Consider the following 25,665-nt stretch of genomic DNA (forward strand, 5'->3'; position numbering starts at 1 on the left):
CGGAGCGGTGGGACCGCTATCTTAGCAACGGCGACCGGAGTTTGCCGGGGGGACGACAGCCGCGCGGGGAAGTTGTCGATTAGTCGGTTTGGACGAACAAATGCTGCCAGAGACGATGGTCGACGACGATTCGTCGCGAAGGACCGGATTTCAAGGCGGGCTGAACGTTTCCAGTACGTAACGAACCCGGGGAACCCGGGGGCCGTGGGGCGATCCGTGAGGATTGGCTTCTACGCCGGGAAGGTGTTATGCCAAACTGGCAACGATAGAGACGACAACGGAACGGCTTGATGAAGAACTGGCGAAGCATGATCCGGCCGAAGATGCCAACGATGAACCCATATACGCCGGAGGGAAGGTTTCGGTGAAATACTACGCGCTGTCCCGGAAGAACGCGCCGGGCTGCCCGATCGGGATGCTGAATGGCGCTTTGTACGATAAGTACTACCCCGACACCCAGGCGGTTGAGGCCGGTTATTTCCCGTGGTATGCGAATCCGTCCAAGGGGAGGGCTCACGAGAAATTTCCATCCGGGCTGGTTTTTATCACCCAAGACACGGGATATGATTTCGACGCCAGAGGGGATCTGGGCTTTTATTATCTGGTGAGCGAAAAATTCAATAACCTCGTCTCGCAGTTCGGCGTATCGATCGTCGACGCCTCTCCGGTTGCGATATGCTCCCCGGCGGGTGAGGCGATCGCAGGGAACTGCTACCATGCGGCCGTTTTTCAGGATTTTCCGCCGGAGACGGTAGCGAATCAGCACGAGTCGCAGTTTGTTCGCGGGAAATTCGGAGGGGTCTCCAGGATCAGGAAACTGGTGGTGAATGAGGGTTTTTCATCCCATCTATTCAAAGTGACGGGCATGGAGGGGAGCAGCAATACGCTGATCTGCTCCGAGGTATTCCGCGATGCGGCAATCGAGTCCGGCGTCAAGGGGATTGAATTTCTGGATGCGTCAGCCGCCGATTGGCCAGCCGTCAGCCCCATTTGACGTAACCGCCCCCTTCGCCCCGAAGATCTGTAAGCACCCGCCGACGGATCGACGCCAAGCGCGCAAGATTGCCGCCACATAACCCGCATCCGGATCACACTAATCAAAACGGTCAGTCAGATGTCGACACAAAACAAGAAAATCCTCCTCCTGAGCGTGAGCGCCGGGGCCGGCCATACCCGAGCGGCCGAAGCGATCCGCGCGTTCGCGGACAGTCACCCCGCGGGAATCGAAGCCACGCACCTGGACGTGATGGATTTCGTTTCCACCGGCTTCCGCAAGCTGTACACCGACCTCTACATCAAGCTCGTCAGCAGCCAGCCGGCGCTTTGGGGCTACCTGTACCAGAAGACCGACGAGGCGGACCCCGGCGCGCCGTCGCAGAAGATCCGGCGCGCGATCGAGCGGCTCAACTGCCGGCCGCTGCTCGCGGAGATCGAACGGCAGCGCCCGGACGCCATCATCTGCACGCACTTCCTGCCGGCCGAGCTGCTGTCGCGCGAGATTCGCAAGGAGCGCGTCGACGCGCCGGTGTGGGTGCAGGTGACCGACTTCGACCTGCACAGCATGTGGGTCGTGCCCAACATGCGCGGCTACTTCGCCGCCAACGACGAGATCGCATGGCGCATGCGCGCGCGCGGCATGGCGCCCGACACCGTGCACGTCAGCGGCATCCCGATCATGCCGGCGTTCGGCCAGCCGCTCGATCGCGCGGCCTGTGCGGCCGAGTTCGGCCTGGACCCGGCGCGCCCGACCTTTCTGATGATGTCCGGCGGCGCCGGCCTCGGCGGGCTCGACGTGCTGGCGACGCGTCTGCTGGAGATGGACGCGGATTTCCAGCTGATCGCGCTGGCAGGCAAGAACCAGGCGATGCTCGCGTCGTTGCAGGCGCTCGCCGCGCAACATCCCGGCCGGCTCTTTCCGCAGGGCTTTACGCAACAGGTCGAGCGCCTGATGGCATGCGCCGACCTCGTCATCACCAAGCCGGGCGGCCTGACGACCTCCGAATGCCTGGCGATGCAGCTGCCGATGATCGTCAACTCGCCGATTCCGGGCCAGGAAGAGCGCAATGCGGATTTCCTGCTGGAGCAGGGCGTGGCGCTCAAGGCCATCGACGACGATGCGCTCGTCTATCGCATCCGCGCGTTGCTGCAGGCGCCCGAGCGTCTTGCCGACATGCGCCGCCGCCTGGCCCCGCTCGGGCGGCCGCAGGCCGGACGCTATGTGCTCGACCGCGTGCTGGGCCTGGAGCCTGCCGCATGAGCGTGTCCTGTTTTCTCCCGGCGCGCCGCACGCTCGTGCTCGTCGCCTGGGTCGTGCTGCTGGCTTACTTTTTCGCGAACGTCGAGATTCAGATCGAGGGCAGCGCGGGCTGGGCCGCGAACCTGCCGACCTGGCGCATCGAGAAGCACTGGCTGCTCGATCTCTTCTGGGGCGGGCGTCCGATGACCGGATACCACGCGTGGGTGTTCCCGTTCGTCGCGCTGTTCTTCCATCTGCCGGCCATTTTCAACGGACAGTGGTCGTGGCGCATCGAAGCCCGTTTCATCGCCTGCATCATGGTGTTCTGGCTTGCCGAGGATTTTCTGTGGTTCGTCCTGAACCCGGCCTATGGCCTCGCCCGGTTCACCCCGGCCAACGTGCCGTGGCATATCCACTGGCTGGGCGTTGCACCGACCGACTACTGGACCATGAGCGCCGCTGCGATCGTCCTGTTCTTCCTTTCTCGCGCGCGCGAGCGCACCCACACCTGAACCTGCCATGAAAATTGCCGTCATTGCCGTGATTGCCGTCACGCTCGCAGGGCTCGTGCAGCCGGTCAGCGCGGAGCCGTCTTCCGATGTCGCCGCGCGACCGCTTCAATGGGCGCAAAGCGTTTCCGATGCGCGCGTGAACAACCTGCATCGCATCACGCCGTCGCTGTACCGCAGCGCGCAGCTGTCCCGGGAGGATGTGCCGCAATTGCAGAAGCTCGGCATTCGCAAGGTCATCAGCTTCCGTGCGTTTCACTCGGACGACCGCATCCTGGCCGGCACGCAGATCACGATGCAGCGCATTCCGATCAACACCTGGTACATCCGCGACGAAGACATGGTCACGGCGCTCAAGGCGCTGCGCGACGCGGACCGGGACGGCCCGGTGCTGATCCACTGCCAGCACGGCGCGGATCGCACCGGCCTCGTGTCGGCGCTGTATCGGATGGTGTACCAGGGCTGGACGAGGGAACAGGCGCTCGACGAGCTGCAGCATGGCGGCTACGGGTTCCATGCGATCTGGCAGAACATCACGTATTACTTGCAGCACGTCGACGTCGAGCGTCTGCGCAAGCAAGTCGACAACGGATAAGCCGGAAGTGCGAACGCCGCTGACATTGGCTGTCAGCGGCGTTCGGGACGACCGAAACCGGGCAGGGCACCGGCGCTCGTCAGACCTTCTCCGGCGCCCTTGCCACCTTCGCAACATTGCGCGCCGGCGCACCATTCGCGACGAAATACGGCACATCCACACGCGCCAGCGCCTGCCGCCCGCGAATCCGGTCGGCGATCTTCTCCGCGATCATGATCGTCGGCGCGTTCAGGTTGCCGGTCGTGATGATCGGCATGATCGACGCGTCGACCACGCGCAGCCCCTCGAGCCCGTGCACGCGGCCTTCGCTGTCGACCACCGCCATGTCGTCGTAGCCCATCTTGCACGAGCACGACGGATGGAACGCCGTTTCCGCGCGCGCGCGCACGAACGTGTCGAGGTCCTTGTCGCTCTTCAGATCGGCGCCGGGGTGCAGCTCCTGGCCGCGGAAGCGGTCGAGCGCCGGCTGGCGCATGATCTCGCGCGTCGCGCGGATCGCGTCGCGGAACTCGCGCCAGTCGAGCGCTTCGGCCATGTAGTTGAACAGGATGCTCGGATGCTGGTTCGGATCGCGCGAGCGCAGCTTCACGCGGCCGCGGCTCGGCGAGCGCATCGAGCCGACGTGCGCCTGGAAGCCGTGCATCTCGATCGCGTTCGAGCCGTTGTAGTTGATCGCAACCGGCAGGAAGTGATACTGGATGTTCGGCCACAGATCGTCGTCGCGCGTGCGGATGAAGCCGCCCGCCTCGAAGTGGTTGCTCGCGCCGAGGCCGGTGCCGTTCAGCATCCATTCGAGGCCGATCTTCGGCTGGTTCCACCACTTGAGCGCCGGGTACAGCGATACGGGCTCCTTGCACGCGTACTGGATGTACATCTCCAGGTGGTCCTGCAGGTTCTGGCCGACGCCGGGCAGGTCGAGCACGACCGGGATGTCCAGTTCCTTCAGCCACGCGCCCGGGCCGACGCCCGAGCGCTGCAGCAGCTGCGGCGACGCGATCGCGCCGCTGCACACGAGCACCTCGCGGCGCGCATGCGCGCTCGCGCGCTCGCTGCCGTGCAGGTACGCGACGCCCGATGCGCGCTTGCCGTCGAACAAAATACGGTCGGCGAGCGCGTGCGTGACGATCTCGAGGTTCGGCCGCGCGCGGGCCTGGTCGAGGTAGCCGCGCGCGGTGCTCGCGCGGCGGCCGCGCGGCGTCACGGTGCGGTCCATCGGGCCGAAGCCTTCCTGCTGGTAGCCGTTCAGGTCGTCGGTGCGCGGATAGCCGGCCTGCACGCCGGCCTCGACCATCGCCTCGAACAGCGGGTTCACGCCCGGCTTGCTGGTCGTGACCGACACGGGGCCGCTGCCGCCGTGATAGTCGTTCGGGCCGACGTCGCGGGTCTCGGCCTTCTTGAAGTACGGCAGGCAGTCGAGATACGTCCAGTTCTCGAGGCCCTGGTGCGTCGACCAGTTGTCGTAGTCAAGCGCGTTGCCGCGGATGTAGCACATCCCGTTGATCAGCGACGAGCCGCCGAGCCCCTTGCCGCGCCCGCATTCCATCCGGCGGTTGTCCATGTGCGGCTCGGGGTCGGTCTCGTACGCCCAGTTGTAGCGGCGGCCCTGCAGCGGATAGGCGAGCGCCGCCGGCATCTGCGTGCGGAAGTCGAAGCGGTAGTCGGGGCCGCCGGCCTCGAGCAGCAGCACCGTGACGTCCGGATCTTCCGTCAGGCGCGTCGCGAGCACGTTGCCCGCGGAGCCTGCGCCGCAGATGATGTAGTCGTATTCGCGTGTCGTCATGACGGTCAATCTCCTTTCCTGAAACTCAAAACACGGGGTTGTAGCGGCCGAGCTCGACCTGCACCGACTTGATTCGAGTGTAGTGCTCGAGCGTCGTGATGCCGTTCTCCCGTCCGACGCCGGATTGCTTGTAACCGCCAACCGGCATCTCGGCCGGCGATTCGCCCCACGTGTTGATCCAGCAGATGCCCGCTTCGAGGCGGTGGATCGCGCGGTGCGCGCGCGACAGGTTCTCGGTGACGACGCCGGCCGCGAGCCCGTAGTGCGTGTCGTTCGCGCGGGCAATCACTTCGTCCTCCGAGGCGAATTCGAGAATGCTCATCACCGGCCCGAAGATTTCCTCGCGGACGATCTTCATGTCGTCGCGGCAGTCGCCGAACACGGTCGGCGCGACGTACTGGCCGTTCGCGAAGTGGCCGTCGGTCAGGCGCCCGCCGCCCGCGAGCAGCTTCGCGCCCTCGGCCTTGCCGCTGTCGATGAAGCCGAGCACCTTGTCGAGCTGCGCGGCGGACACGAGCGGGCCGAAGTTGGTGTCGGCATCGGTCGGCTTGCCGACACGGATGCGCTTCACGCGTTCGAGCACGCGCTCGGTGAAGGCGTCCTTGATCGAACGGTGCACGAACACGCGCGTGCCGTTCGTGCAGACCTGCCCCGAGCTGAAGAAGTTGGCGGTCACCGCGATGTCGGCGGCGCGGTCGAGGTCGGCATCGTCGAACACGATCAGCGGCGACTTGCCGCCGAGCTCCATCGTCACTTCCTTCAGCGACGACGCGCCGGCGAGCGACATCACCTTCTTGCCGGTCTCGACGCCGCCGGTGAACGACACCTTCGCGATGTCCGGATGGCCGGTGAGCAGCGCGCCGACCGAGCCGTCGCCCTGCACGACGTTGAACACGCCGGCCGGCACGCCGGCTTCCGTGTAGATCTCCGCGAGCTTCAGCGCCGTCAGCGGGGTCACTTCGCTCGGCTTGAACACCATCGCGTTGCCGGCCGCGAGCGCGGGGGCCGTCTTCCAGCACGCGATCTGGATCGGGTAGTTCCACGCGCCGATGCCCGCGCACACGCCGAGCGGCTCGCGGCGCGTATAGACGAACGAGTCGGCGCGCAGCGGCACCTGCAGCCCTTCGATCGCGGTCGCGAGGCCCGCGTAGTACTCGATCACGTCCGCGCCGGTGACGATGTCGACCGCGAGCGTCTCGGCGATCGGCTTGCCGGTGTCGCGCGTCTCGAGCGCGGCGAGCTCGTCGTTGCGTTCGCGCAGCAGCTCGACCGCGCGGCGCAGGATGCGCGAGCGCTGCATCGCGGTCATCGCCGCCCATTCGCGCTGGCCCTCGCGCGCGGACGCGACCGCGCGGTCGACGTCGGCGGCGCTCGCCTGCTGGACCTGCGCGAGCAGTTCGCCGGTGGCCGGATCGAAGGTGTCGAAAGTCTTGCCGCTGGTGGCGTCGACGTAGCCGCCGCCGATGTAGAGGCGCTGCAAACCGTATACGGACATGAGGATCTCCTGGGTGGCGACCGTGCGCCGCGTCACGCCGACGCGAGCAGCAGATCGATGTAGTCGTGGGCGAGCTTCAGCGCCGCCCGGGTGTCGAACGGGCCGCCGGCGAGCGCGCCGCGCAGCCACAGGCCGTCGATCAGCGCGGCGAGGCCGCTGGCGGCTTCCCGCGCCTTCGCGCGCGGCAGCGCTTTCGCGAACTCCGCGCACAGGTTCGAATAGAGACGCCGCGTGTTGACGTGCTGCAGGCGCTTGAGCGCCGGCTCGTGCATGCTCTGCGACCAGAACGCGAGCCACGTCTTCATCACGGGTGCGCTGATCTGCGTGTCGTCGAAGTTCGCGGCGACGATCGCGCGCAGCCGGGCGCGCGGATCCTTGCGCGCGGCGACGCGGCGGCGCGTGGTGGCCGACCACAGGTCGCGCAGCACGTGCCGCATCGTCGCTTCGAGCAGGCCGTCCTTGTCGCCGAAGTAGTGGCTGACGATGCCGGTCGAGATGTTCGCGCGCTGCGCGACCGACGCGAGCGTCGTGCCGGGCAGGCCCGCTTCGTCGATCGAGCGCAGCGTCGCATCGATCAGCTGCGCGCGGCGGACTTCCCGCATTCCCACTTTCGGCATCGCGACTCCCTGTGCACGGACGGCGGATGGTTGGAAGTCGAGAGCTTAGCGGTTTTTTATTGAACGTTCAATCAATAAAAAACCGGGGTCGGAAGGAATGCGCGGGAGGTGGCGGGCGACCGATGCGGCGCTCGCAATGTGCAGTTGCGGAAAACCCAATCGCAAGACTGTTAAATAAAACGAAGCATGTTTAAAACGGATTCTGAATTGAACGGAATGGTTAACGAATGACGGAATATTTTCAAATCCCTTCTCAATGAAAGAATGTTGACGCGACCGATTTTAGTGATGCTGCAGAAAATGAAGAAACATTCGAATGGGCGGAGGGGAGGTGAGTTGCGATTCGGAAACTCGTTTGAAACGTTGTAAATTATTGAATATTAAGATGTATTGATCGTTTTGCTTGGTCGGGAGACGCTGCAATGAAAACGATTTCTGGCAGCGTCATGCCATTCCGCATACCATAAAAAATGCGGGAAAAATTTGAATTCGCCGTATTTCCTACCTGAGTAGAGGGGATATTTGGTGCGGCTTGAGTAATCAATTTGACGCGTATTAACATTGCGCCGCATTGACGAGAATCAATCGACGCAGCCGAACCTGACGCAGTGCGTCGGCGACGACGCGGTCGAGGCGCGCGTCGGGGGGCCGGCGCGTCGCCGTCGCGCACCTGTGCGCGTGCAGCATGCAACATGCCGAGACGCCGAATCCACCGGGAGAACGACGATGCCGACGGAAAAACACGTGGTCCCGCTGCCGAATGGTCTGAAGGTTTACGTCGAACGCCAGATATTCGATCCGGCTTTCGACACGGCAATTCTCGTCAACGGCGCGCTCGCGACCACGGCGTCGTTCGGGCAGACCGTCCAGTACCTCGGCGAGCGGATGAACACGGTCTGCTTCGACCTGCCGTATGCGGGGCAGTCGCGCCAGCACAATCCGGGCCGCTTCGTCCTGACGAAGGACGACGAGGTCGAGATCCTGCAGCACCTCGTCGAGCGCTACGCGCCCGCGTTCCTCGTGTCGGTGTCGTGGGGCGGCGTCGCGTCGCTGTTCGCGCTCGCGCGCGGCTGCCCGAGCGTGCGGCGCGCGGTGATCTGCTCGTTCTCGCCGTTCCTCAACGACGCGATGGTCGACTACGTGACCCGCGCGCGCGACCACATCGCCGCCGGCGAGAACCTGAAGGCCGCGCAGCTGCTCAACGACACCGTGGGCCGCTACCTGCCGCGCATCATGAAGCTGTACAACTACCGCTACCTGACGCGGCTGCCCCGCGACGAGCAGGACCAGGTCGCGTTCCACGTCGACCAGATCCTGTCGCTGCAGCCCGAGCGCTACCTGAGCGAGTTCTCGAACATCCGCTGCGAGCTGAAGTTCGTCAACGGCGCGCTCGACGAATACACGACGCCCGCCGAAGTCCGCAGGCTTGCCGCGCACGTGCCGCGCGCGCAGTTCGCGACGATTCCGGCCGCCGGGCATTTCCTCGACATCGAAGGCCGCGCGCAGCGCGAGAGCACGCGCGCGGAACTGCTGGGCTTCCTCTGCGGCGCCGCGCAGGCCGCGGCCGGCGAGTCGCCCGACGTGTCGCAGGCATGCGTGAGCGCGCCGTGGCCCGCGCTGTCGTCGTGACGCCGCGGCCATCCGATTTCCACTCCACACGAGGCAGGCCAGCCGTGAATATCGTTCAGAGCATCGCCATCGTCGTTCCGTGGGCCGCGTGGCTCGCATACTGGATCGCCACGTCGCAGGCCGTGAAGGCAACCGTGCGCAAGGAGGCGTCGCGCTCGCGCACGCTGCAGTCGATTCCGCTGATCGTCGGCGGCGCGCTGATCATCCTGCCCGACCCGACGTGGCAGGCGCTCACGCCCGACTGGCAGCGCTTCGGCCTGCAGTCGGCAGCCGGCTTCGCCGTGCTGATCGCCGGGCTGCTGTTCTCGGTGTGGGCGCGGCGGCATCTCGGCACGAACTGGAGCGTGTCGGTCACGCTGAAGGACGGCCACGAGCTCGTTCGCAGCGGCCCGTACGCACTCGTTCGGCATCCGATCTATACGGGCTGCCTGCTCGCGCTCGCCGGCGCCGCGCTGCTCGGCGGCGAGTGGCGCGGCGCGCTCGGCGTGCTGCTCGTGTTCGCTTCGCTCGCCTACAAGGTGCGCGTCGAGGAGAGCTGGCTGACCGGCCATTTCGGGGCGGCCTACGCGCAGTACCGCCGCGAGGTCGCGGCGCTGATCCCCGGCTTCTACTGACTCCCGCGAGGCGCGCGATGGCGAAGGTAATCGTGACCGCGATCGGGTCGGCGGGCGACGTGCATCCGCTGCTCGGCGTCGCGCGCGCGCTTGCGGCGCGCGGCCACGCGATCGTGTTCTGCACGCATCCGCCGTTCGAGGCGGCCGCGCGACGCTTCGGCTTCGCGTTCGTGCCGGTCGGCACCGCCGAGGAATACGAAGCGGCGATGGCGAATCCGGCGCTGTGGAACCCGCGCACGTCGTTCCGCACGCTGTGGCAGGTGATCGCGCCGGTGTTGCGGCCGCACTACGACACGCTGCGCGCGCTGACCGATGCGGACACCGTGCTCGTCGGCACGCTATGGGCGTTCTCCGCGCGCTTCATGCAGGAGCTGCACGGCACCCCGTATGTGTCGGTGCAGGTGTCGCCGTCGACGCTCTTGTCCGCGCATGTGCCGCCGACGCACCCGCGCCTGACGATCCCCGCGCGCTGGCCGCTGCCGGTCAAGTCGGCGCTGATGACGCTGATCGAGCGGCGCGTGCTCGATCGCGTGTGCGGCCCCGCGCTGAACGCGGTGCGCGCGGACCTCGGGCTGCCGCCCGCGCGGCGCGTGCTCGGCCGCTGGCTGCACTCGACCGACGGCGTGCTGTGCCTGTTTCCCGACTGGTTCGCGCCGCCGCAGCCGGACTGGCCCGCGCGGCATCTGCAAAGCGGCTTTCCGCTGTTCAACGACGTGGGTGAGCGCGAGGACGATGCCGAACTCGAAGCGTTTCTCGCGGCGGGCGAGCCGCCGGTCGCGTTCACCGCCGGCTCCACGCTCGTCGATCACGCCGCGTATGCGCGCGCGGTCGGCGAAGCGCTGCGCGCCACCCGCGCGCGCGGCATCCTGCTGACACCGGCTGATGCGCCATCGGGCGACGGCCGCCTGCTCGTGCGGCGCTTCGTGCCGATGCGTGCGCTGCTGCCGCGTTGCCGTGCGCTCGTGCACCATGGCGGCATCGGCACCGCGGCGCTCGCCTATGAGGCCGGCATTGCGCAGGTGGTGACGCCGTTCGCGCACGACCATTTCGACAACGCGCAGCGTGTCGCTCAGAGTGGCTGCGGCGTGCGCATCGACGGTCCGGTCGACGGCGCGCGGCTCGGCGCGGCGCTGCGGCGCGTGCTCGACGATCCCGGGTTCGCGGCGCAGGGCGCGCGCGTGCGGGCGCGGATCACCGGCGCGGCGGACGGGTGCGAGCGCGCGGCGGATTACATCGAACGGTTCGCGCCGGCGCCGGACCGCATGGCCGGGCCGTCCGCGCCGGCCGCGGTCGCCGCGGCGGGCGCATGAGCACCACTTCGTCGCGGCACGCCGCGAGCGCCGCCCCGGCCGCAGCGCCGACGGCGCAGGCTGCGCGGCCGCTGCGCGGCGCGCGCCTTGCGCTGCTGACGTTCGCGCTGTCGCTCGCGACGTTTATCGAGGTGCTCGATTCGACCGTGACCAACGTCGCGGTGCCGGCAATCTCGGGCAGCCTCGGCGTGTCGAACAGCCAGGGCACGTGGGTGATCAGCTCGTATTCGGTCGCCGCCGCGATCGCGGTGCCGCTGACCGGCTGGCTCGCGCGCCGCATCGGCGAGCTGCGGCTGTTCGTCGGCGCGGTGCTGCTGTTCACGCTGACGTCGCTGCTGTGCGGCCTCGCGCGCGACCTGCACGTGCTGGTCGTGTGCCGCGCGCTGCAGGGGCTGTTCTCCGGGCCGATGGTGCCGCTGTCGCAGACGATCCTGCTGCGCGCGTTCCCGCCGGAGAAGCGCACGGTCGCGCTCGCGCTGTGGGCGATGACGGTGCTGCTCGCGCCGATCTTCGGGCCGGTGGTCGGCGGCTGGATCATCGACAGTTTCTCGTGGCCGTGGATCTTCCTGATCAACCTGCCGATCGGCATCTTCTCGTTCGCGGTCTGCACCGCGATGCTGCGGCCCGACGCGCAGCGCGGCGCGGCCGGCCCGATCGACGTGCCGGGCATCGTGCTGCTCGTGATCGGCGTCGGCGCGCTGCAGGCGGTGCTCGACCTCGGCCACGACGAAGGCTGGTTCGGCTCGCCGCTGATCGTCACGCTGGCGATCGTCGCGGGCATCGCGATCGTGTCGCTGCTGATCTGGGAAGCGGGCGAAGCGCATCCGGTGGTCGAGCTGAGCCTGTTCCGCGACCGCACGTTCTCGTTCTGCGTGCTGATCATCTCGCTCGGGATGATGAGCTTCTCGGTGGTCGGCGTGGTGTTCCCGCTGTGGCTGCAGGCGGTGATGGGCTACAACGCGTTCCATGCGGGGCTCGCGACCGCGCCGCTCGGCATCCTCGCGCTGGTGTTCTCGATCCTCGTCGGGCTGCACGCGCATCGCTTCGACGCGCGCGTGCTCGCGACCTTCGGCTTTCTCGTGTTCGCCGCCGTGCTCGCGTGGGACGCGCACTTCACGCTGAAGATGACGTTCGCGCAGATCGTCACGCCAGGGCTGATCCAGGGCATCGGGCTGCCGTGCTTCTTCATTCCGCTGACCGCGGCGACGCTGTCGCGCATTCCCGACGACAAGCTCGCCGCCGCGTCGAGCCTGTCGAATTTCCTGCGCACGCTGTCGGCCGCGTTCGGCACCGCGATGAGCGTGACGCTGTGGGACAACCGCGCGACCTATCACTACGACGTCGTGTCGCAGTCGGTCACGCAGGCCGCGGCGAACACGCAGCGCTTCGTGCACACGCTCAACGCGATGGGCATCGACGGCACGCGCGAACTGGCGACGCTGCACCGCATCGTGCAGCAGCAGGCGTACATGATGGCGACGGGCGACATGTTCTGGATGGCGAGCATGACGTGTCTCGTGCTCGCCGCGATGATGTGGCTCACCCGGCCGAAGCGGGGCGCGGCGGCGTCCTTCGGTCATTAGGAACGCGTTCTTCGGAGGCAACATGACGGCACTCGGCGCGCTCGTGATTCTCTACCACCCGACCGACGCACAGCTTGCGGCGCTCGACGCGCTGCGGCGCGCGAGCGACGCGCTGCTCGTCGTCGACAACTCGCCGCAGCCGGACGCGCGGGCCCGCGACGTCTGTGCGCGCGACGGCATCGCGCTGCTGCATCACGGCAACCGCGACGGCATCGCGGGCGCGTTCAACGCGGGGCTGGCGGCGCTGTTTCGCGAGCGGGTCGACGCGGTCGCGCTGTTCGACCAGGATTCGACGGTGCCGGACGCGTACTTCCCGGTGATGCGCGACGTCTGCGCGGGGCTCGCGCCGCGCGCGTTCCTGGCCGGCCCGCGCATCTTCGACGAGAACGCGCGCAGCTTCCTGCCGGAGCTTTCGACCAACGGCATCACGCTGCGCCGCCTGCATATCGAGCCGGGTGCCGCGATGCAGCGCTGCGCGTTCCTGATCTCGTCGGGCTGCGTCGTGTCGCGCGACGCGTACGACGCGCTCGGCCCGTTCGACGAGACGCTCTTCATCGATCACGTCGACACCGAATACTGCTTCCGCGCGCTCGCGCGCAACGTGCCGCTCTACGTCGTGCCGTCGCTGGTGCAGCAGCACCGGATCGGCGCGAAGCGGCGCCATGCGTTCGGTCCTTTCGCGATGACGTCGATGAATCATCCGTGGCAGCGGCGCTATTACAGCGCGCGCAACGCCGTGCAGCTCGGCATCCAGTACGGCCTGCGCTTTCCGGTGGCGATCGTGCCGAACCTGCTGACGCTGTGGCAGATCGTGCAGATCGTGCTCTTGGAGCGCGACAAGCGCGCGAAGCTCGGCGGCATCGCGCTCGGCATCGCCGACGGGCTGTTCGGCCGGCTCGGCCCGCTCGAGCGCACGCGTCCGCGGCTGGCCGCGCGGGTGCCGCGCGTGCGGCAAGGGTGAGGGCGGCGATGCGGCGTCCGACGAGAAAGACCGCCCGGACGGCCGGCGTGCTGGCCGCATTGCTGGCGTTGAGCGGCTGCGCGCCGTCGGGGTTCCTGCCGTCGCTGTCGTTGCGCGCGCCGGCCGACGATGCGCTCGCGCGCACGGCCGGCCCCGGTGCAGCCGGCGCATGGCCCGCGCCGGACTGGGTCACGCAGTTGCAGGACCCGCAGCTCGATCAGCTGATCGCGGAGGCGCTGCAGCAGAATCCCGACTTGCAGGTCGCGCAGGCGCGGCTGCGGATCGCGCAGGCGCAGCTGCAGCAGTTCGACGCGCTGACCGGGTTGACCGGCACCGCCGGCGCGACGGTCAACCGCGCGCGCATGCCGCAGCCGGGCGACATCGCCGACGTGACGATCGGCGGCTACAAGGTGCCGGTGCAGGTCTTCGGCGATCCGGCCGCGTCGCCGTCGTCGGTGTTCGTCGCGCTGAACTACCAGCTCGACCTGTGGGGCAGGAACAAGGCCGCGACGAAGAGCCTGATGTCGCTGCGCGACGCAGCGCGCGTCGAGGCCGACCAGGTGCGGCTTGCGATGTCGACCGCGATCGTCACCGTCTACTGCCAGCTCGACCAGGCCCACGCGGCGCGCGACCTGCTGCAGGAAAAGCTGAAGGTCAGCCAGCGGGTCACGACGGTGCTGCGCGAGCGCACCGCGCGCGGCATCGACAACGCGTACGACGCGAGCGACGCATCGATCAAGCGCAGCCGCCTGCTCGGGCAGATCGCGCTGAACGACGAGCAGATCAAGCTCGCGCAGCTGCAGCTCGGCGTGCTGTCGGGGCGCGGCCCGGAGCGCGGCCTCGCGCTGCGGCGGCCCCAGGTCGGCAAATTCGGCAAGTTCGGCGATGCGGCGCTGCCCGCGCGGCTGCCGGCCGACCTGCTCGGCCGCCGGCCCGACATCGTCGCCGCGCGGCTGCGCGTCGAGGCCGCCTATGCGAACGCCGACGCGACGCGCGCGCAGTTCTTTCCGGACGTGAACCTCGTCGGGCTCGGCGGCGTGTTCGCGCTGACGCCCGCGTCGCTGTTCTCGCGCGACGCGCTGGCGGGCTCGGTCGGCCCGGCGGTGTCGCTGCCGATCTTCGATCGCGGGCGGCTGAAGGCGAAGCTCGGCGCGGACGTCGCGCAGGCGGACGTCGCGATCGGTTTGTACAACAAGACCGTCGACGACGCGCTCGGGCAGGTCGCGCAGCTCGTCACGTCGCTGCAGACCTCGCAGACGCTCGTCGCGCAGCAGCAGGACGCGGTGGCCGCCGCGCAGAAGATCGTGCAGATCGCGACCGACCGACACCGGCGCGGGCTGCTGATGCAGAAGGACGTCGACGTCGCGCAGCTGTCGCTGATCGACGAGCGCGCACAGCTGATCGACCTGCTCGGCAAGCAGCGCACGCTGCGCGTCGGGCTGATCGGCGCGCTCGGCGGCGGCTTCGACGCGGGCCCCGCGCCGGCAGCGCGCGCGACGCCGAACGCGCGGGCGCAACGCGGCGCCGCGACCGCGAGCCGGAAGGCGACCGCGCGCGCAACGCCGGCCGGCCCAAGCCCGTCCGACGCGCCGTCGAATCCGATGTCCCAGCACGACCGTCTGGTCGTCACGCAAAGCGACTGAATGCACCACGACAACCTTCACACCGCTCCGATGCCGGCATCGCAGGCCGATGCCGCGCTCGACGCACGGCGCGCGACGCGCCGCAAGCGCTTTCTCGTGTTCTTCGCGGCCGTGCTGCTGGCCGCCATCGCGTGGCTCGCGGTGTGGTGGATCCGCGACCGCTATTACGAGGAAACCGACGACGCCTATGTGGCCGGCAGCATCGTGCAGATCTCCGCGCAGGTTCCGGGCACGGTCATCGACGTGCTGGCCGGCGACACGCACCCGGTGCGCGCCGGGCAGGTGCTCGTGCGGCTCGACGACACGGAGGCGTCGGTCGCGTTCGCGCAGGCGAAGGCGCAGCTCGCGCAGGCGGTGCGGCAGGTCGCGAACGCGAAGATCTCGAACACGATGTACGTGGAGGCGGTGAATGCGCGGCGCGCGGATCTATCGCTCGCGCAGCGCGCACTCGCGGCGCGCGCGGGCGCGTCGGTCGAGATCGTCGCGCCGGAGGAGCTCGCGCGCGCCCGTGCGGCGGTCGCCGGCGCGCAGGCGAATCTTGCGGCCGCTCAGGCACAGCTGGATGCGGCGCGCGCGCTCGGCAGCAAGCTGCCGGTCGACGAGAGCCCGGCCGTCGTGCAGGCGGCCGCGCAGTTCAAGCTCGCGTACCGCAACCTGAAGCGCACGACGATCGTCGCGCCGGTCGACGGCACCGTCGGCCAGCGCGCGGTGCAGGTCGGGCAGCAGGTCGGGCCCGGCGTGCCGTTGATGTCGATCGTGCAGTTGAAGCGGCTGTGGGTCGAGGCGAACTTCAAGGAAGGGCAGATCCGGCACATGCGCGTCGGGCAACCGGTCGAGATCGTGTCGGACATCTATGGCGCGCGGGTCGTCTATCGCGGCCGCGTGCAGGGGTTTTCGGCCGGGACGGGCAGCGCGTTCTCGATGCTGCCGTCGCAGAATGCGGCCGGCAACTGGATCAAGGTCGTGCAGCGCGTGCCGGTCGTGATCTCGATCGAGCCGGCCGACCTCGCCGCGCATCCGCTGCGGGTCGGGCTGTCGATGCGGGCGAGCGTCGATACGCACGAGCGCGGCGGCCACGCGCTCGACAGCGAGCCGCCGACGCCGGCGGAAAGCACGCGCGTGCATGACGGAGTGGCGAGCGAGGCGGAGGCGGCGGCCGCGGCGGTGATTCGCGAGAATCAGGGCGGGTGAGCCTTTGGCGCTCGACTGGCCGCGGGTCGCCGGACAATGTGTCAGCCGACAATCCCTGACGCAGGTATTGCATACGTAGCGAGATCAAACATCACGACGAACAGGGTAGTGCCACCGAACACGATTCCCCGCTTGCGTGCAGACCATCGCAGATATGCGATGGCGTTGAGTATGGCGAAGACGATGGACGGCCATAAGACCAAAGCGAGCATGCCGCCCGGCCATATCAGTATCTTGAGGGCGGAACGCCCTCCCAGCGCTTGAAGGCACGCCGAAAATTGGCCACATCGTTGTAGCCGAGCAGGTAGGCAACCTCCTTCACGCTTAATTTCTCGACCTCCAGGCACTCCCGCGCAATTCGGCGCCTTACCGAGTCCAGCACCTCGCTGTATGACGTTCCCTCATCGGTGAGGCGCCGGTGCAGCGTTCGCGGCGTCATGCCGAGCAGGCGAGCACAAAGTTCGAGCGGCGGAAAGGAATGCTTTCGTTCCAGCATCAGCCTTTCCACCTTCGCGCTTACGCAAGTGCCGACGCGCAGGTTCTTGAGTTCATTGCTGCAGATTCTCATGGCCTCAGCCAATACCAAGGCGTCGCGTCGCGAAGCCACTTGCTCGGCCGCTGGCAGCGGGAACGACAGGCCAGTCCAGGACTGACCATACCGCACCTCGCAGCCCAGGATGTCCCGAGCAAGCTGCGCATGCCCGGGTTCCGGAAAGGCAAAGGAAACCATGGTGCACGCGCTGTTGTGCAGCGTTTTTTCGTCCGCGATGTTCTTCACGGCGACCACGGCCGTCTCGACCACGACCGGGCCGGCTTTGCCGAGCCCAAGTGCGGGCTCGAAGCAGACCTCAAGCGTGTTGGGCGTGGCGCGGGTGTAGATCGAGACAACCCCGGTTCTGAGCGCGACATATCGCTCGACGATTTCCATGGCTTCTCTAATGCAGGCGCTTGCCGATGTCGCCATACCGACCACGCCGTGGGCGCTCGGCATCAAGCGTCGGCCAGCCAGCAACCCGAAGCCGGACTCCCCTGTCTGCGTGACTGCGTCGGCAACCAAAGCGCCAAACGTTTCCACAGGAATCGTGACCGAGGCGTCGGACAAGTCGGCCTCCCGAAACCCTTCCCTGGCCAGCCAGGATTCAATACTGGCGCCGAAGTCGGCGAGCTGGTCCGCAATCTGACGCAAATAGTTGATCGGTACTGATTCGTGCTTCTCCACCCATGAGCTCCTGGCCCTCAATAGTCCGCCGGGATACTAACGCGTGCGGTATCGATGGCGCATAAGTAAGAACCCGCCCCTCCGCGACTCCGGAGATGGGCCAACGCAAGGCGGGCGACACCGGTAATCGTGCGCCAGGCGAAGCCTCCGGAGAACATGCCTCCGGTCCGGGCAGGTGGCCAGAAATGACCGCATTTTGTCAAATCAACCTATCACGTCGCGTGACAGCTCGGTGACATGCTACGAGCACTGATATTAGATTCAACAGGAGACAATCGCGATGCGTAGGTTATTCCAAACGTCGTCCCACAAGGCGGACATCAATGGCCAGACCATTACGGTTCGCTCTGACGAAACGTTGCTTCAAGCGGCCCTGAGGCAGGACATCGATATTCCCTCCATTTGCCGGGTGGGCGGCTGTGGCACCTGCAAGTGCCGCCTGAAGGAGGGCCGAGTCGACGCATTGACCGAGACAGCCTATCTGCTGACCGAAAAGGAGATTGACGAAGGCTACATCCTGGCCTGCCAGAGCCGCCTGCGCAGCGACATACGCGTTGACGTGGATCGGGAGGCAGGGATCAGCGGTACGCGAATCAAGGGAGTAATCGTCGGCAAGACGATGCTGACGCACGACATTTGCCGCATCGACGTGAAGTTGGAGCAACCGATCGCCTACCGCGCTGGCCAGTTTGCCGAGGTGACGCTGGCAAACTTGCCGGATGCCCCGCGCAGCTATTCCTTCTCCAGCGCGCCGAGTGGCGACGGACGGGTCAACTTCACCATCCGCCGTGTGCCTGGTGGTCGCCTCTCGACACATTTGGTCGACAGGGCCGTGGCGGGTGACGAGCTTCAGGTACGAGGCCCGGGCGGCAAGTTCTGGATGCGTCCCGGCAGTGACCCGGTGCTGATGGTCGCAGGCGGCAGCGGCCTGGCGCCGATCCTGGGCATGCTTCAGGAGATGCACCAGCGAGGCGACCGCCGGCCGGTGACTGTGCTGTTCGGTGCACGCACGCAGCGCGATCTCTACGCGCTGGAGGAGCTGGCGTCTTACGGCGAAACGTGGCCCGAACTTTCCTTCGTGCCGATTCTGTCGGAGGCAGCCGCAACGGACAGATGGGACGGCAGAAAAGGTTTGGTTACCGACCATATCAAGGAACTGGCGAACCACGCGACTTCTGCCTATCTGTGCGGGCCGCCCGCGATGATCGATGCTGCCGTCGAGATGCTTCACGACATCGGGATCGCCGAGGAGAACGTGCATGCTGACCGCTTCCTGGAGCGCCAGCCAAAGACCCATACCGGGTTTTACGGCGCAGTGGGCTTGCCCACGGTCGAACGCACGCCGGCCAAGGTGACCGACTATCTGAAATTCTTCATGTTCCACCTCGTGGGCGTGGTTGGTGCACTTGGTCTCATCGGTGGTGGCATTGACAACATTGCGGGCGCGCTGGCGGTGGTCGCCTTCTACGTCGGTGGCGATGCGCTCTCCGGCGATGACACGACTACGCCCGCTTACCGCAGGCCATGGATTCTGACGGTGCAACTTTGGCTGGCACTCCCATTGTTGGCCGTTGATCTCTTCTGTCTTCTGTGGGGCTTTTCACCAGGGGACCCTCTGGGTTTTGGTGCCTTCGTCAGCCAGCTCACCGGGTACGACATGTTTGCCGCACGCGCCGCGACTACCGTGGGCCAGCATGTGGGCGGGGTCATTCTAAGCGGCCTTTTGATCGGCTTCCTTGGCACGGTGACAGCCCACGAGTTGACCCATCGCACCTGGGATCCGGTGTCACTTCTGATCGGACGGTGGCTGCTGGCATTCAGCTACGACACTGGTTTCTCGATCGAACATGTGTACGGCCATCATCGATATGTCTCGACCGAGCACGATCCCGCCACCGCACCGCGTGGCCGCAATGTGTATTTTCACGTCGTCGCTTCGACGATCAAGGGGAACATCAGTGCCTGGAAGATCGAAGCCGAGCGCCTGAAGCGCAAGCATTTGGGCCTTTTCTCCTGGCGCAACGCCTACCTGCGAGGCGTGTTCATGAGCGTGATTCTCGCGGCCATCGCCTGGACGATGGCCGGGTGGAGCGGTGTACTCGCCTTTTCTGGCGCCGCGCTGTTCGGCAAGGCCCTGCTCGAGATCGTCAACTATATGGAGCACTACGGAATGGTCCGTGTGGCCGACCAGCCCGTACAGCCGCGCCATTCCTGGAACACCAACAGCCGGATGAGCTCCTGGGGGATGTTCAACCTGAGCCGACATTCGCATCACCATGCCCAGGGAGAGGTGCCCTATCAAGACCTCATGCCCTTGCCGGATGCGCCCATGATGGTCGGCGGCTACATGGCCACGATGATCATCACGCTCTGCCCGCCACTCTGGCACCGCCTGATGACGCCCAAGGTGATCGACTGGGATCGTCGGTACGCATCCCCGGAGGAACGGGCTCTGGCCCTGCGGGCGAGCCAACGCAGCGGTCTTGCGGCCTTGGCGAGCTACGACCCCCGCCAGTGGGACGCCACTGTCGCACGGTGACTTCTCCCCATCTGTCTTGTGTATGGACCCTGGTTGAGAGGAGGGGCGATGGTTTTCGACTATGTAATTGTGGGCGGCGGGTCCGCCGGGGCGACGCTGGCCGCGCGGCTGAGCGAGGATCCCATGACCTCGGTTTGCCTGCTTGAAGCGGGGGGACAGGGTGACGGTCTTCTTGTCCGTGCCCCCGCTGCGGTGGTTGCGATGCTGCCGGGCCGTGTAAAGATCAACAACTGGGCATTTCATACGGTGCCGCAGGCCGGGCTCAACGGGCGCGCGGGCTATCAGCCTCGTGGCCGTGCGTTGGGTGGCTCGTCGGCGATCAACGCCATGCTGTACGTGCGTGGGCAGCGGGAGGACTACGACGGTTGGGCGGACCTGGGCTGCGACGGATGGGACTGGGAGACAGTACTGCCGTACTTCAAGCGGGCCGAGAACAACGAACGGGGTGCCAGCGCTCACCATGGTGCGGATGGGCCGCTGCACGTCTCGAACCAGAAGAGCCCGCGACCGATCGCGCTTGCGTTCGTGGAGGCGGCGCGGGAGGCAGGGATTCCGCTGTGCGAGGACTTCAACACCGGCGACAACGAAGGTGTTGGTCTCTATCAGGTGACCCAATTCCATGACCACGCGCGCAATGGCGAGCGCTGCTCGACGGCGGCAGCCTATCTCCATCCCGTGCTGAAGCTGCGGCCAAACCTCGCGGTGCTGACCAAGGTTCGCGCCAGCCGCATCCTGTTTGACGGGAAACGCGCTGTCGGTGTCGCGTATCGGCGTAACGGCCGGAACCTGGAAGTCAAGGCTAAACGCGAAGTCGTTCTATCGGCTGGCGCCTTCGGCTCGCCTCAGCTTCTTCAACTTTCCGGCGTTGGTCGGCCAGACGATATCACGCACCATGGCATACGCATGGTTCATGAACTGCCCGGCGTTGGCCAGAACCTGCAAGACCACTTGGACTTCATTCATTCGTTCAAGAGCAAGGACACCGATAACTTCGGTATCGGCGTGGCCGGAACCTTTCGTCTGATGGGGCATATCGCCCGGTGGGCAAAAGATGGTACGGGCATGATCGCCACACCTTTCGCAGAAGGTGCTGCATTCCTCAGGACATCTCCGGAAATCGATCGCCCCGACATCCAGTTGCACTTCGTGATTTCGGTGGTGGATGACCACGCCAGAAAGCTGCACCCGGGTTATGGCTTCTCCTGCCACGTGTGTGCGTTGCGCCCTTACTCGCGTGGTGAGGTTTTTCTGCAGTCCGCCGATCCAATGGCCGACCCCGGCATCGATCCACGGTTCCTGTCGGACGAGCGCGATCTCAGGACGCTGATCAAGGGGGCCAAGATGACTCGCGAGATTCTGATGGCCACGCCGATGGCGCGGTACCGCCACCGCGAGCTCTTCGGCGTACACGAGGGCATGAGCGATGCGCAATGGGAGGCGCACGTCCGCTCCCGGTCCGACACGATCTACCACCCTGTGGGCACTTGCAAGATGGGTGTGGATGACATGGCCGTCGTCGATCCGCAACTCAGGGTACGTGGTCTCCAAGGCCTGCGTGTGGTCGACGCTTCCGTGATGCCGACGTTGGTCAGCGGGAATACCAACGCGCCCACGATCATGATCGCCGAAAAGGCCGCGGACCTCATCCGAAACTCGGCTTCGAACTAAACACCTCACACAAAGAAATACTCATGCCTGGAAAAATGATGCCAGAGCCGTTGCCAATTTCCGGCCTCATCGCTCACGCGGCCAGGTACCACGCCGATACGGAAATTGTGTCCGTCGAAACCTCGGGTGGAGTTGAACGAGCGACCCGGGGCCAAGTGGGTCCACGCGACCCGGAGGCGCGTGCGATGGTCCAAGACATCCTCTTTTTCGACGAGCTGATCGAATCTGGCGATTAGGACTACAGATTGACCACCTGCGACGAAGAACGACCTCCTTCACTGTGCCGCAAGTCCGGTACCACCGGCCGCCCGAAGGGTGTGCTCTGCAGTCGTCGGGCAAGAGCAGCGCGTGCAAGGCGGTATCGCGAGCGATGCGGCTAATGGTGAGGCCGGAACGATGATCGTCGGGGGCGAAAACCGGCGCGGCGACCTCGGCTGCCTGCCAGACGACCGGTCCCGAAGCCGCGCTCGAAGCCTGCCACGTGCTTTGCAGCTGCACGGCGAGGGCCTTCTGCCGACAGGGCCTCCCGCGCGGACGGTTCGAGTTCGCGCATCAGACCGTCTATCTGGCGCGGCCCGGCCGGAAACGACGAGCATGAGTGCATTGCGCGCCCGGCGTCCGCGGCTGCCATGTCGGCCCGGACCAAACCCATGTCGCGTTTAGCACATCGCTCCCCCCGCGTCCCGGACTACTCTCGAACGGCACGCTGTCGTGCGCGGCAGCGCCATCCAACGAGACATGGAGACAATGCGATGAGCAGCAATCGAGGTGTCGTATATCTTGGGCCGGGCCAGGTCGAGGTGCAGAAGATCGACTATCCGAAGATGGTCGACCCCAGCGGCCGCGCGATCGGCCACGGCGTGATCCTGAAGGTGGTCAGCACGAACATCTGCGGCTCGGACCAGCACATGGTGCGCGGCCGCACGACGGCGCCGGTCGGGCTCGTGCTCGGCCACGAGATCACCGGCGAGGTGGTCGAGGTCGGCCGCGACGTCGAGACGCTGAAGATCGGCGATCTCGTGTCGGTGCCGTTCAACGTCGCGTGCGGCCGCTGCGCGATGTGCAAGGAAACGCATACCGGCGTGTGCCTGAACGTGAACCCGTCGCGCGCGGGCGGCGCATACGGCTACGTCGACATGGGCGGCTGGATCGGCGGGCAGGCCGAGTACGTGCTGGTGCCGTACGCGGACTTCAACCTGCTGAAGTTCCCCGACCGCGACCAGGCGATGGCGAAGATCCGCGACCTCACGTGCCTGTCGGACATTCTGCCGACCGGCTATCACGGCGCGGTGAGCGCGGGCGTGAAGCCCGGCTCGACGGTCTACATCGCGGGCGCGGGCCCGGTCGGGATGGCGGCGGCCGCGTCGGCGCGCCTGCTCGGCGCGGCGGTCACGATCGTCGGCGACATGAACGCGGAGCGTCTCGCGCACGCGCGGGCGATGGGCTTCGAGACGGTCGACCTGTCGCAGGACGCGACGCTCGGCGAGCAGATCGCGCAGATCCTCGGCACGCCGGAGATCGATTGCGCGGTGGACTGCGTCGGCTTCGAAGCGCACGGCCACGGCTCGTCCGGTCACGCGGAAGAGGCGCCCGCGACGGTGCTGAACTCGCTGATGGAAATCACGCGGCCGGCGGGCGCGATCGGCATTCCGGGCCTGTACGTGACCGACGATCCGGGCGCGAAGGACAAGGCCGCGCAGCACGGCAGCCTGAGCATCCGCTTCGGGCTCGGCTGGGCGAAGTCGCATTCGTTCTTCACGGGGCAGACGCCGGTGCTGAAGTACAACCGCAACCTGATGCAGGCGATCCTGTTCGACCGGCTCCCGATCGCGCAGATCGTCAACGTCACGGTGATCTCGCTCGACCAGGCGCCGGAGGGCTACAAGAAGTTCGACGGCGGCGCGCCGCGCAAATTCGTCATCGACCCGCACGGGCTGCTGGCGGCGTGACGCGGCTGAAGGCACGGTAGACGAAAGGGGGCCGGGGCGGTCAAACGCTCCGGCCCTTCGTGTATGCGGACCTAATGCCCGCGATAGAGCCTGGCAACGTCCATCCCGTTCGACGCCTGTCGCTGTACCGGCTCGGGGCGCGCGCCGACGCGGCGGATCGGATGCGCATGATGCGTCGGGGAGGGCCTGTTCCACAGTTCCGCGGTGCGGATTGGCGCGGCATGCGCACGTGCGCAGCCGGGTGCGGCACGGGCCGCGCACGTGCGCGCGGCAATCATCGTGCCCGGCGTGCGCGCGGCGCTCGCATGCTGCGCGCCAGCGATCGTCGGGGCCGCGTGTTGATCCCCGCCCGGGCCGACGGCCGCATCGGCCGCGAGCTCTGCTTCGTCGAGCGAATGAAACGGATAGGCGGGCTGCGGCGGCAACGGCAGCGCTGGATCGTCGGGCGGCGTGACCAGGTCCGCCGGCGCGCGCAAGCCGCCGATGATCGCCGTTGCACCCGACAGGTCCGGTGCGCGGCAGACGGGGTCCGTCTGGCACATCTTGTCGAGCGCGACGTAGCCGCCGAACACCAGCACGAGCGTCACGAGGCTGAGCATCGGCGCCGACGACGCGCGCGGCTGATGGATGGCGACGTGATGCAGAAAACGCGCGATGCGCGCGGGCCAGCTGTCGAACGGCGTTCGCGCCGGGCTGCCGGCACGCGCATCGAACGGCCAGTTCCACATCCCGCATACGGGGCAGTGCTCGAGCGCGCGGAAAGCGACGAAGCCGCACTGTCTGCAGCGGTAGCAGGGCGCCTGTCGCGATCTGGCATGCGCGTTCAGCGCACCCGTCAGGGTGTCGCGCGCGATGACTTTCCGGTTGGGCAGGACTCGCATCGTTCGACGAGGACAGATCCGCTCGACTGACTGAACGAAATCTGCCCGAATCCATTCATGCCGCGCGCTCCATCGCAGCGTCGTACCGACCGCGACAGGCCGCACCGTTCAGGCGCGCGCGCAGGAGCAGCGCTTGCTGCGCGTCGCGCACATTGGCCGCCTGTCCCTTCCAGGCTGCAAGCGGCGGCTCCTGCAGCGCGCGTCCATAGGAAAAGCTCAACAGCCACGGCCGTCCGGAGAGACGATTCATCGCGTCGAGATTGGCCGTCGCTTCCTCGGGCGTCTGCCCGCCGGACAGGAAGAAGATGCCGGGGACTTCGGCCGGCACGACGCCGCGCAACAGACGGACCGTCGCGTCGGCGATCTCGGCGGGCGCCGGCCGTGCCGCGTTCTCCTTGCCCGGGACGACCATGCTCGGCTTGAGCAGCATGTGCGCCAGCACGACCCGATGCCGATGCAGCGCGTCGAACACCGCGTGCAGCACCGCGTCGGTCACGGCCGCGCAACGCGCGATCGAATGATCGCCGTCGATCAGCACTTCCGGCTCGACGATCGGCACGACGCCGGCTTCCTGGCAGATCGCCGCATAGCGTGCCAGCGACTCGGCGTTCGCCTCGATCGCGAGGCGGCTCGGCAGCGTGTCGGACACGTTGTACACCGCGCGCCATTTCGCGAAACGCGCGCCTTGCCGCTTGTAGCCGTCGACGCGTGCCGCGAGCCCGTCCAGCCCTTGCGTGATTTCGTCGCCGGGCGCGTGCGCGAGCGGTATCTTGCCCGCGTCGACCTTGATGCCGGGCACGATCTGCTGGCGCTCGGCGAATTCGGGCAACGGCGTGCCGTCGTCCGCGCGTTGTCCCAGCGTCTCGTCATACAGGATGACGCCGCTGATGAATTCGCCGAGGCCCGGCGTCGACAGCAACAGGCTGCGCCACGCGCGGCGGTTCTCCTCAGTTGATTCGACCGCAATCGTCCTGAAGCGCTTCGCGATGGTCGGGCCGCTTTCGTCGGCGGCCAGCAAGCCCTTGCCGTCCTGCACGAGTGCGTCGATCGTCGCCTGGAGTTCGCTGTCGATGCTCATCTGATCCTCCGTGAAGACCGCGATGCGGCGCCACGCGGGTGCGGGTCGGACGGTTGCGTCCGTGATCCGGCATGCGGACGGATTGGCTGCACGTTGCGCGTCGCCACGTCGGCGTTCCGATCTTCATTTTTTGTCGCGCGTCGACCAGAACGCAAGGCGCGTGACGAT

Annotated in this window: 20 protein-coding genes; 14 read left to right on the forward strand and 6 right to left on the reverse strand. The window is 66.8% G+C overall.

Translation table 11 applies throughout. The features are described 5' to 3' along the window. The first annotated feature begins 223 nt into the window (after positions 1 to 223). From ACFIMZ_RS22220 to ACFIMZ_RS22235, 4 genes are all read left to right on the forward strand, one after another. On the forward strand, positions 224 to 994 hold the full coding sequence (locus ACFIMZ_RS22220) for a hypothetical protein (protein WP_431824466.1): 771 nt from the start codon (positions 224 to 226) through the stop codon (positions 992 to 994). A 120-nt stretch (positions 995 to 1,114) separates the two neighbouring features. Then, the gene (locus ACFIMZ_RS22225) at positions 1,115 to 2,257 is read left to right on the forward strand and encodes an MGDG synthase family glycosyltransferase (protein ID WP_431824467.1); all 1,143 of its coding nucleotides are present in this window, start codon (positions 1,115 to 1,117) and stop codon (positions 2,255 to 2,257) included. Continuing rightward, entirely contained in the window at positions 2,254 to 2,748 is a 495-nt protein-coding gene (locus tag ACFIMZ_RS22230; RefSeq protein ID WP_431824468.1) for a hypothetical protein, read from the forward strand. Before ACFIMZ_RS22225 ends, ACFIMZ_RS22230 begins: the two co-directional genes overlap by 4 nt. A gap of 7 nt (positions 2,749 to 2,755) precedes the next feature. Continuing rightward, positions 2,756 to 3,340, forward strand: a complete 585-nt coding sequence (locus ACFIMZ_RS22235; protein ID WP_431824469.1) for a dual specificity protein phosphatase family protein — start codon at positions 2,756 to 2,758, stop codon at positions 3,338 to 3,340. Between the two features lie 79 nt (positions 3,341 to 3,419). Here ACFIMZ_RS22235 and betA read toward each other — a convergent pair whose 3' ends face one another. Genes betA through betI form a run of 3 tightly spaced genes read right to left on the reverse strand, consistent with a single transcriptional unit; the run spans position 3,420 to position 7,232 of the window. Further along, positions 3,420 to 5,120: a choline dehydrogenase gene (gene betA / locus ACFIMZ_RS22240; protein ID WP_431824470.1), complete on the reverse strand. Its 1,701-nt coding sequence runs from the start codon at positions 5,118 to 5,120 to the stop codon at positions 3,420 to 3,422. A 25-nt stretch (positions 5,121 to 5,145) separates the two neighbouring features. Next, positions 5,146 to 6,615, reverse strand: coding sequence for a betaine-aldehyde dehydrogenase (gene betB, locus ACFIMZ_RS22245; RefSeq protein ID WP_431824471.1), 1,470 nt, complete (start codon positions 6,613 to 6,615; stop codon positions 5,146 to 5,148). Between the two features lie 32 nt (positions 6,616 to 6,647). Next, on the reverse strand, positions 6,648 to 7,232 hold the full coding sequence (betI, locus tag ACFIMZ_RS22250) for a transcriptional regulator BetI (RefSeq protein ID WP_042588492.1): 585 nt from the start codon (positions 7,230 to 7,232) through the stop codon (positions 6,648 to 6,650). Positions 7,233 to 7,958: 726 nt separating this feature from the next. On the opposite strand from betI, the gene ACFIMZ_RS22255 reads away from it, so the two are divergent. Genes ACFIMZ_RS22255 through ACFIMZ_RS22285 form a run of 7 tightly spaced genes read left to right on the forward strand, consistent with a single transcriptional unit; the run spans position 7,959 to position 16,163 of the window. Beyond that, entirely contained in the window at positions 7,959 to 8,861 is a 903-nt protein-coding gene (locus ACFIMZ_RS22255) for an alpha/beta fold hydrolase (RefSeq protein WP_431824472.1), read from the forward strand. Between the two features lie 44 nt (positions 8,862 to 8,905). Then, positions 8,906 to 9,475 (forward strand): methyltransferase family protein, encoded by a 570-nt coding sequence (locus tag ACFIMZ_RS22260; RefSeq protein ID WP_431824473.1) that lies wholly within the window; start codon positions 8,906 to 8,908, stop codon positions 9,473 to 9,475. A gap of 17 nt (positions 9,476 to 9,492) precedes the next feature. Continuing rightward, a complete protein-coding gene (locus tag ACFIMZ_RS22265) occupies positions 9,493 to 10,785 on the forward strand; it encodes a glycosyltransferase (RefSeq protein ID WP_431824474.1) in 1,293 nt (430 codons plus the stop codon). Then, the gene (locus tag ACFIMZ_RS22270) at positions 10,782 to 12,368 is read left to right on the forward strand and encodes a DHA2 family efflux MFS transporter permease subunit (protein ID WP_431824475.1); all 1,587 of its coding nucleotides are present in this window, start codon (positions 10,782 to 10,784) and stop codon (positions 12,366 to 12,368) included. The genes ACFIMZ_RS22265 and ACFIMZ_RS22270 overlap by 4 nt, the downstream gene beginning before the upstream one ends. A gap of 22 nt (positions 12,369 to 12,390) precedes the next feature. Beyond that, a complete protein-coding gene (locus ACFIMZ_RS22275) occupies positions 12,391 to 13,329 on the forward strand; it encodes a glycosyltransferase family 2 protein (RefSeq protein WP_431824476.1) in 939 nt (312 codons plus the stop codon). An 8-nt stretch (positions 13,330 to 13,337) separates the two neighbouring features. Further along, positions 13,338 to 14,972 (forward strand): efflux transporter outer membrane subunit, encoded by a 1,635-nt coding sequence (locus tag ACFIMZ_RS22280; RefSeq protein WP_431824477.1) that lies wholly within the window; start codon positions 13,338 to 13,340, stop codon positions 14,970 to 14,972. Beyond that, on the forward strand, positions 14,973 to 16,163 hold the full coding sequence (locus tag ACFIMZ_RS22285; RefSeq protein ID WP_431824478.1) for an efflux RND transporter periplasmic adaptor subunit: 1,191 nt from the start codon (positions 14,973 to 14,975) through the stop codon (positions 16,161 to 16,163). It begins immediately after the preceding gene. Positions 16,164 to 16,389: 226 nt separating this feature from the next. On the opposite strand, the gene ACFIMZ_RS22290 is transcribed toward ACFIMZ_RS22285, so the two are convergent. Beyond that, positions 16,390 to 17,382, reverse strand: coding sequence for an AraC family transcriptional regulator (locus tag ACFIMZ_RS22290; protein WP_431824479.1), 993 nt, complete (start codon positions 17,380 to 17,382; stop codon positions 16,390 to 16,392). A gap of 280 nt (positions 17,383 to 17,662) precedes the next feature. Between ACFIMZ_RS22290 and ACFIMZ_RS22295 the strand changes: the two genes are divergently transcribed. The 3 genes from ACFIMZ_RS22295 (at position 17,663) to fdhA (ending at position 23,538) form a co-directional block, all read left to right on the forward strand. Then, the gene (locus ACFIMZ_RS22295) at positions 17,663 to 19,921 is read left to right on the forward strand and encodes a fatty acid desaturase (protein WP_431824480.1); all 2,259 of its coding nucleotides are present in this window, start codon (positions 17,663 to 17,665) and stop codon (positions 19,919 to 19,921) included. 48 nt (positions 19,922 to 19,969) lie between these two features. After that, entirely contained in the window at positions 19,970 to 21,589 is a 1,620-nt protein-coding gene (locus ACFIMZ_RS22300; RefSeq protein WP_431824481.1) for a GMC family oxidoreductase, read from the forward strand. 752 nt (positions 21,590 to 22,341) lie between these two features. Next, entirely contained in the window at positions 22,342 to 23,538 is a 1,197-nt protein-coding gene (fdhA, locus tag ACFIMZ_RS22305) for a formaldehyde dehydrogenase, glutathione-independent (RefSeq protein WP_431824482.1), read from the forward strand. Positions 23,539 to 23,609: 71 nt separating this feature from the next. Here the strand turns inward: fdhA and ACFIMZ_RS22310 are convergent, their stop codons facing one another. Further along, complete coding sequence (locus ACFIMZ_RS22310; protein WP_431824483.1) at positions 23,610 to 24,419, reverse strand: hypothetical protein; 810 nt, start codon at positions 24,417 to 24,419, stop codon at positions 23,610 to 23,612. A gap of 55 nt (positions 24,420 to 24,474) precedes the next feature. Beyond that, on the reverse strand, positions 24,475 to 25,497 hold the full coding sequence (locus ACFIMZ_RS22315; protein WP_431824484.1) for a class I fructose-bisphosphate aldolase: 1,023 nt from the start codon (positions 25,495 to 25,497) through the stop codon (positions 24,475 to 24,477). Between the last annotated feature and the right edge of the window lie 168 nt (positions 25,498 to 25,665).

It is taken from the genome of Burkholderia sp. F1, from assembly GCF_050813845.1.
Lineage (GTDB): Bacteria > Pseudomonadota > Gammaproteobacteria > Burkholderiales > Burkholderiaceae > Burkholderia > Burkholderia ubonensis.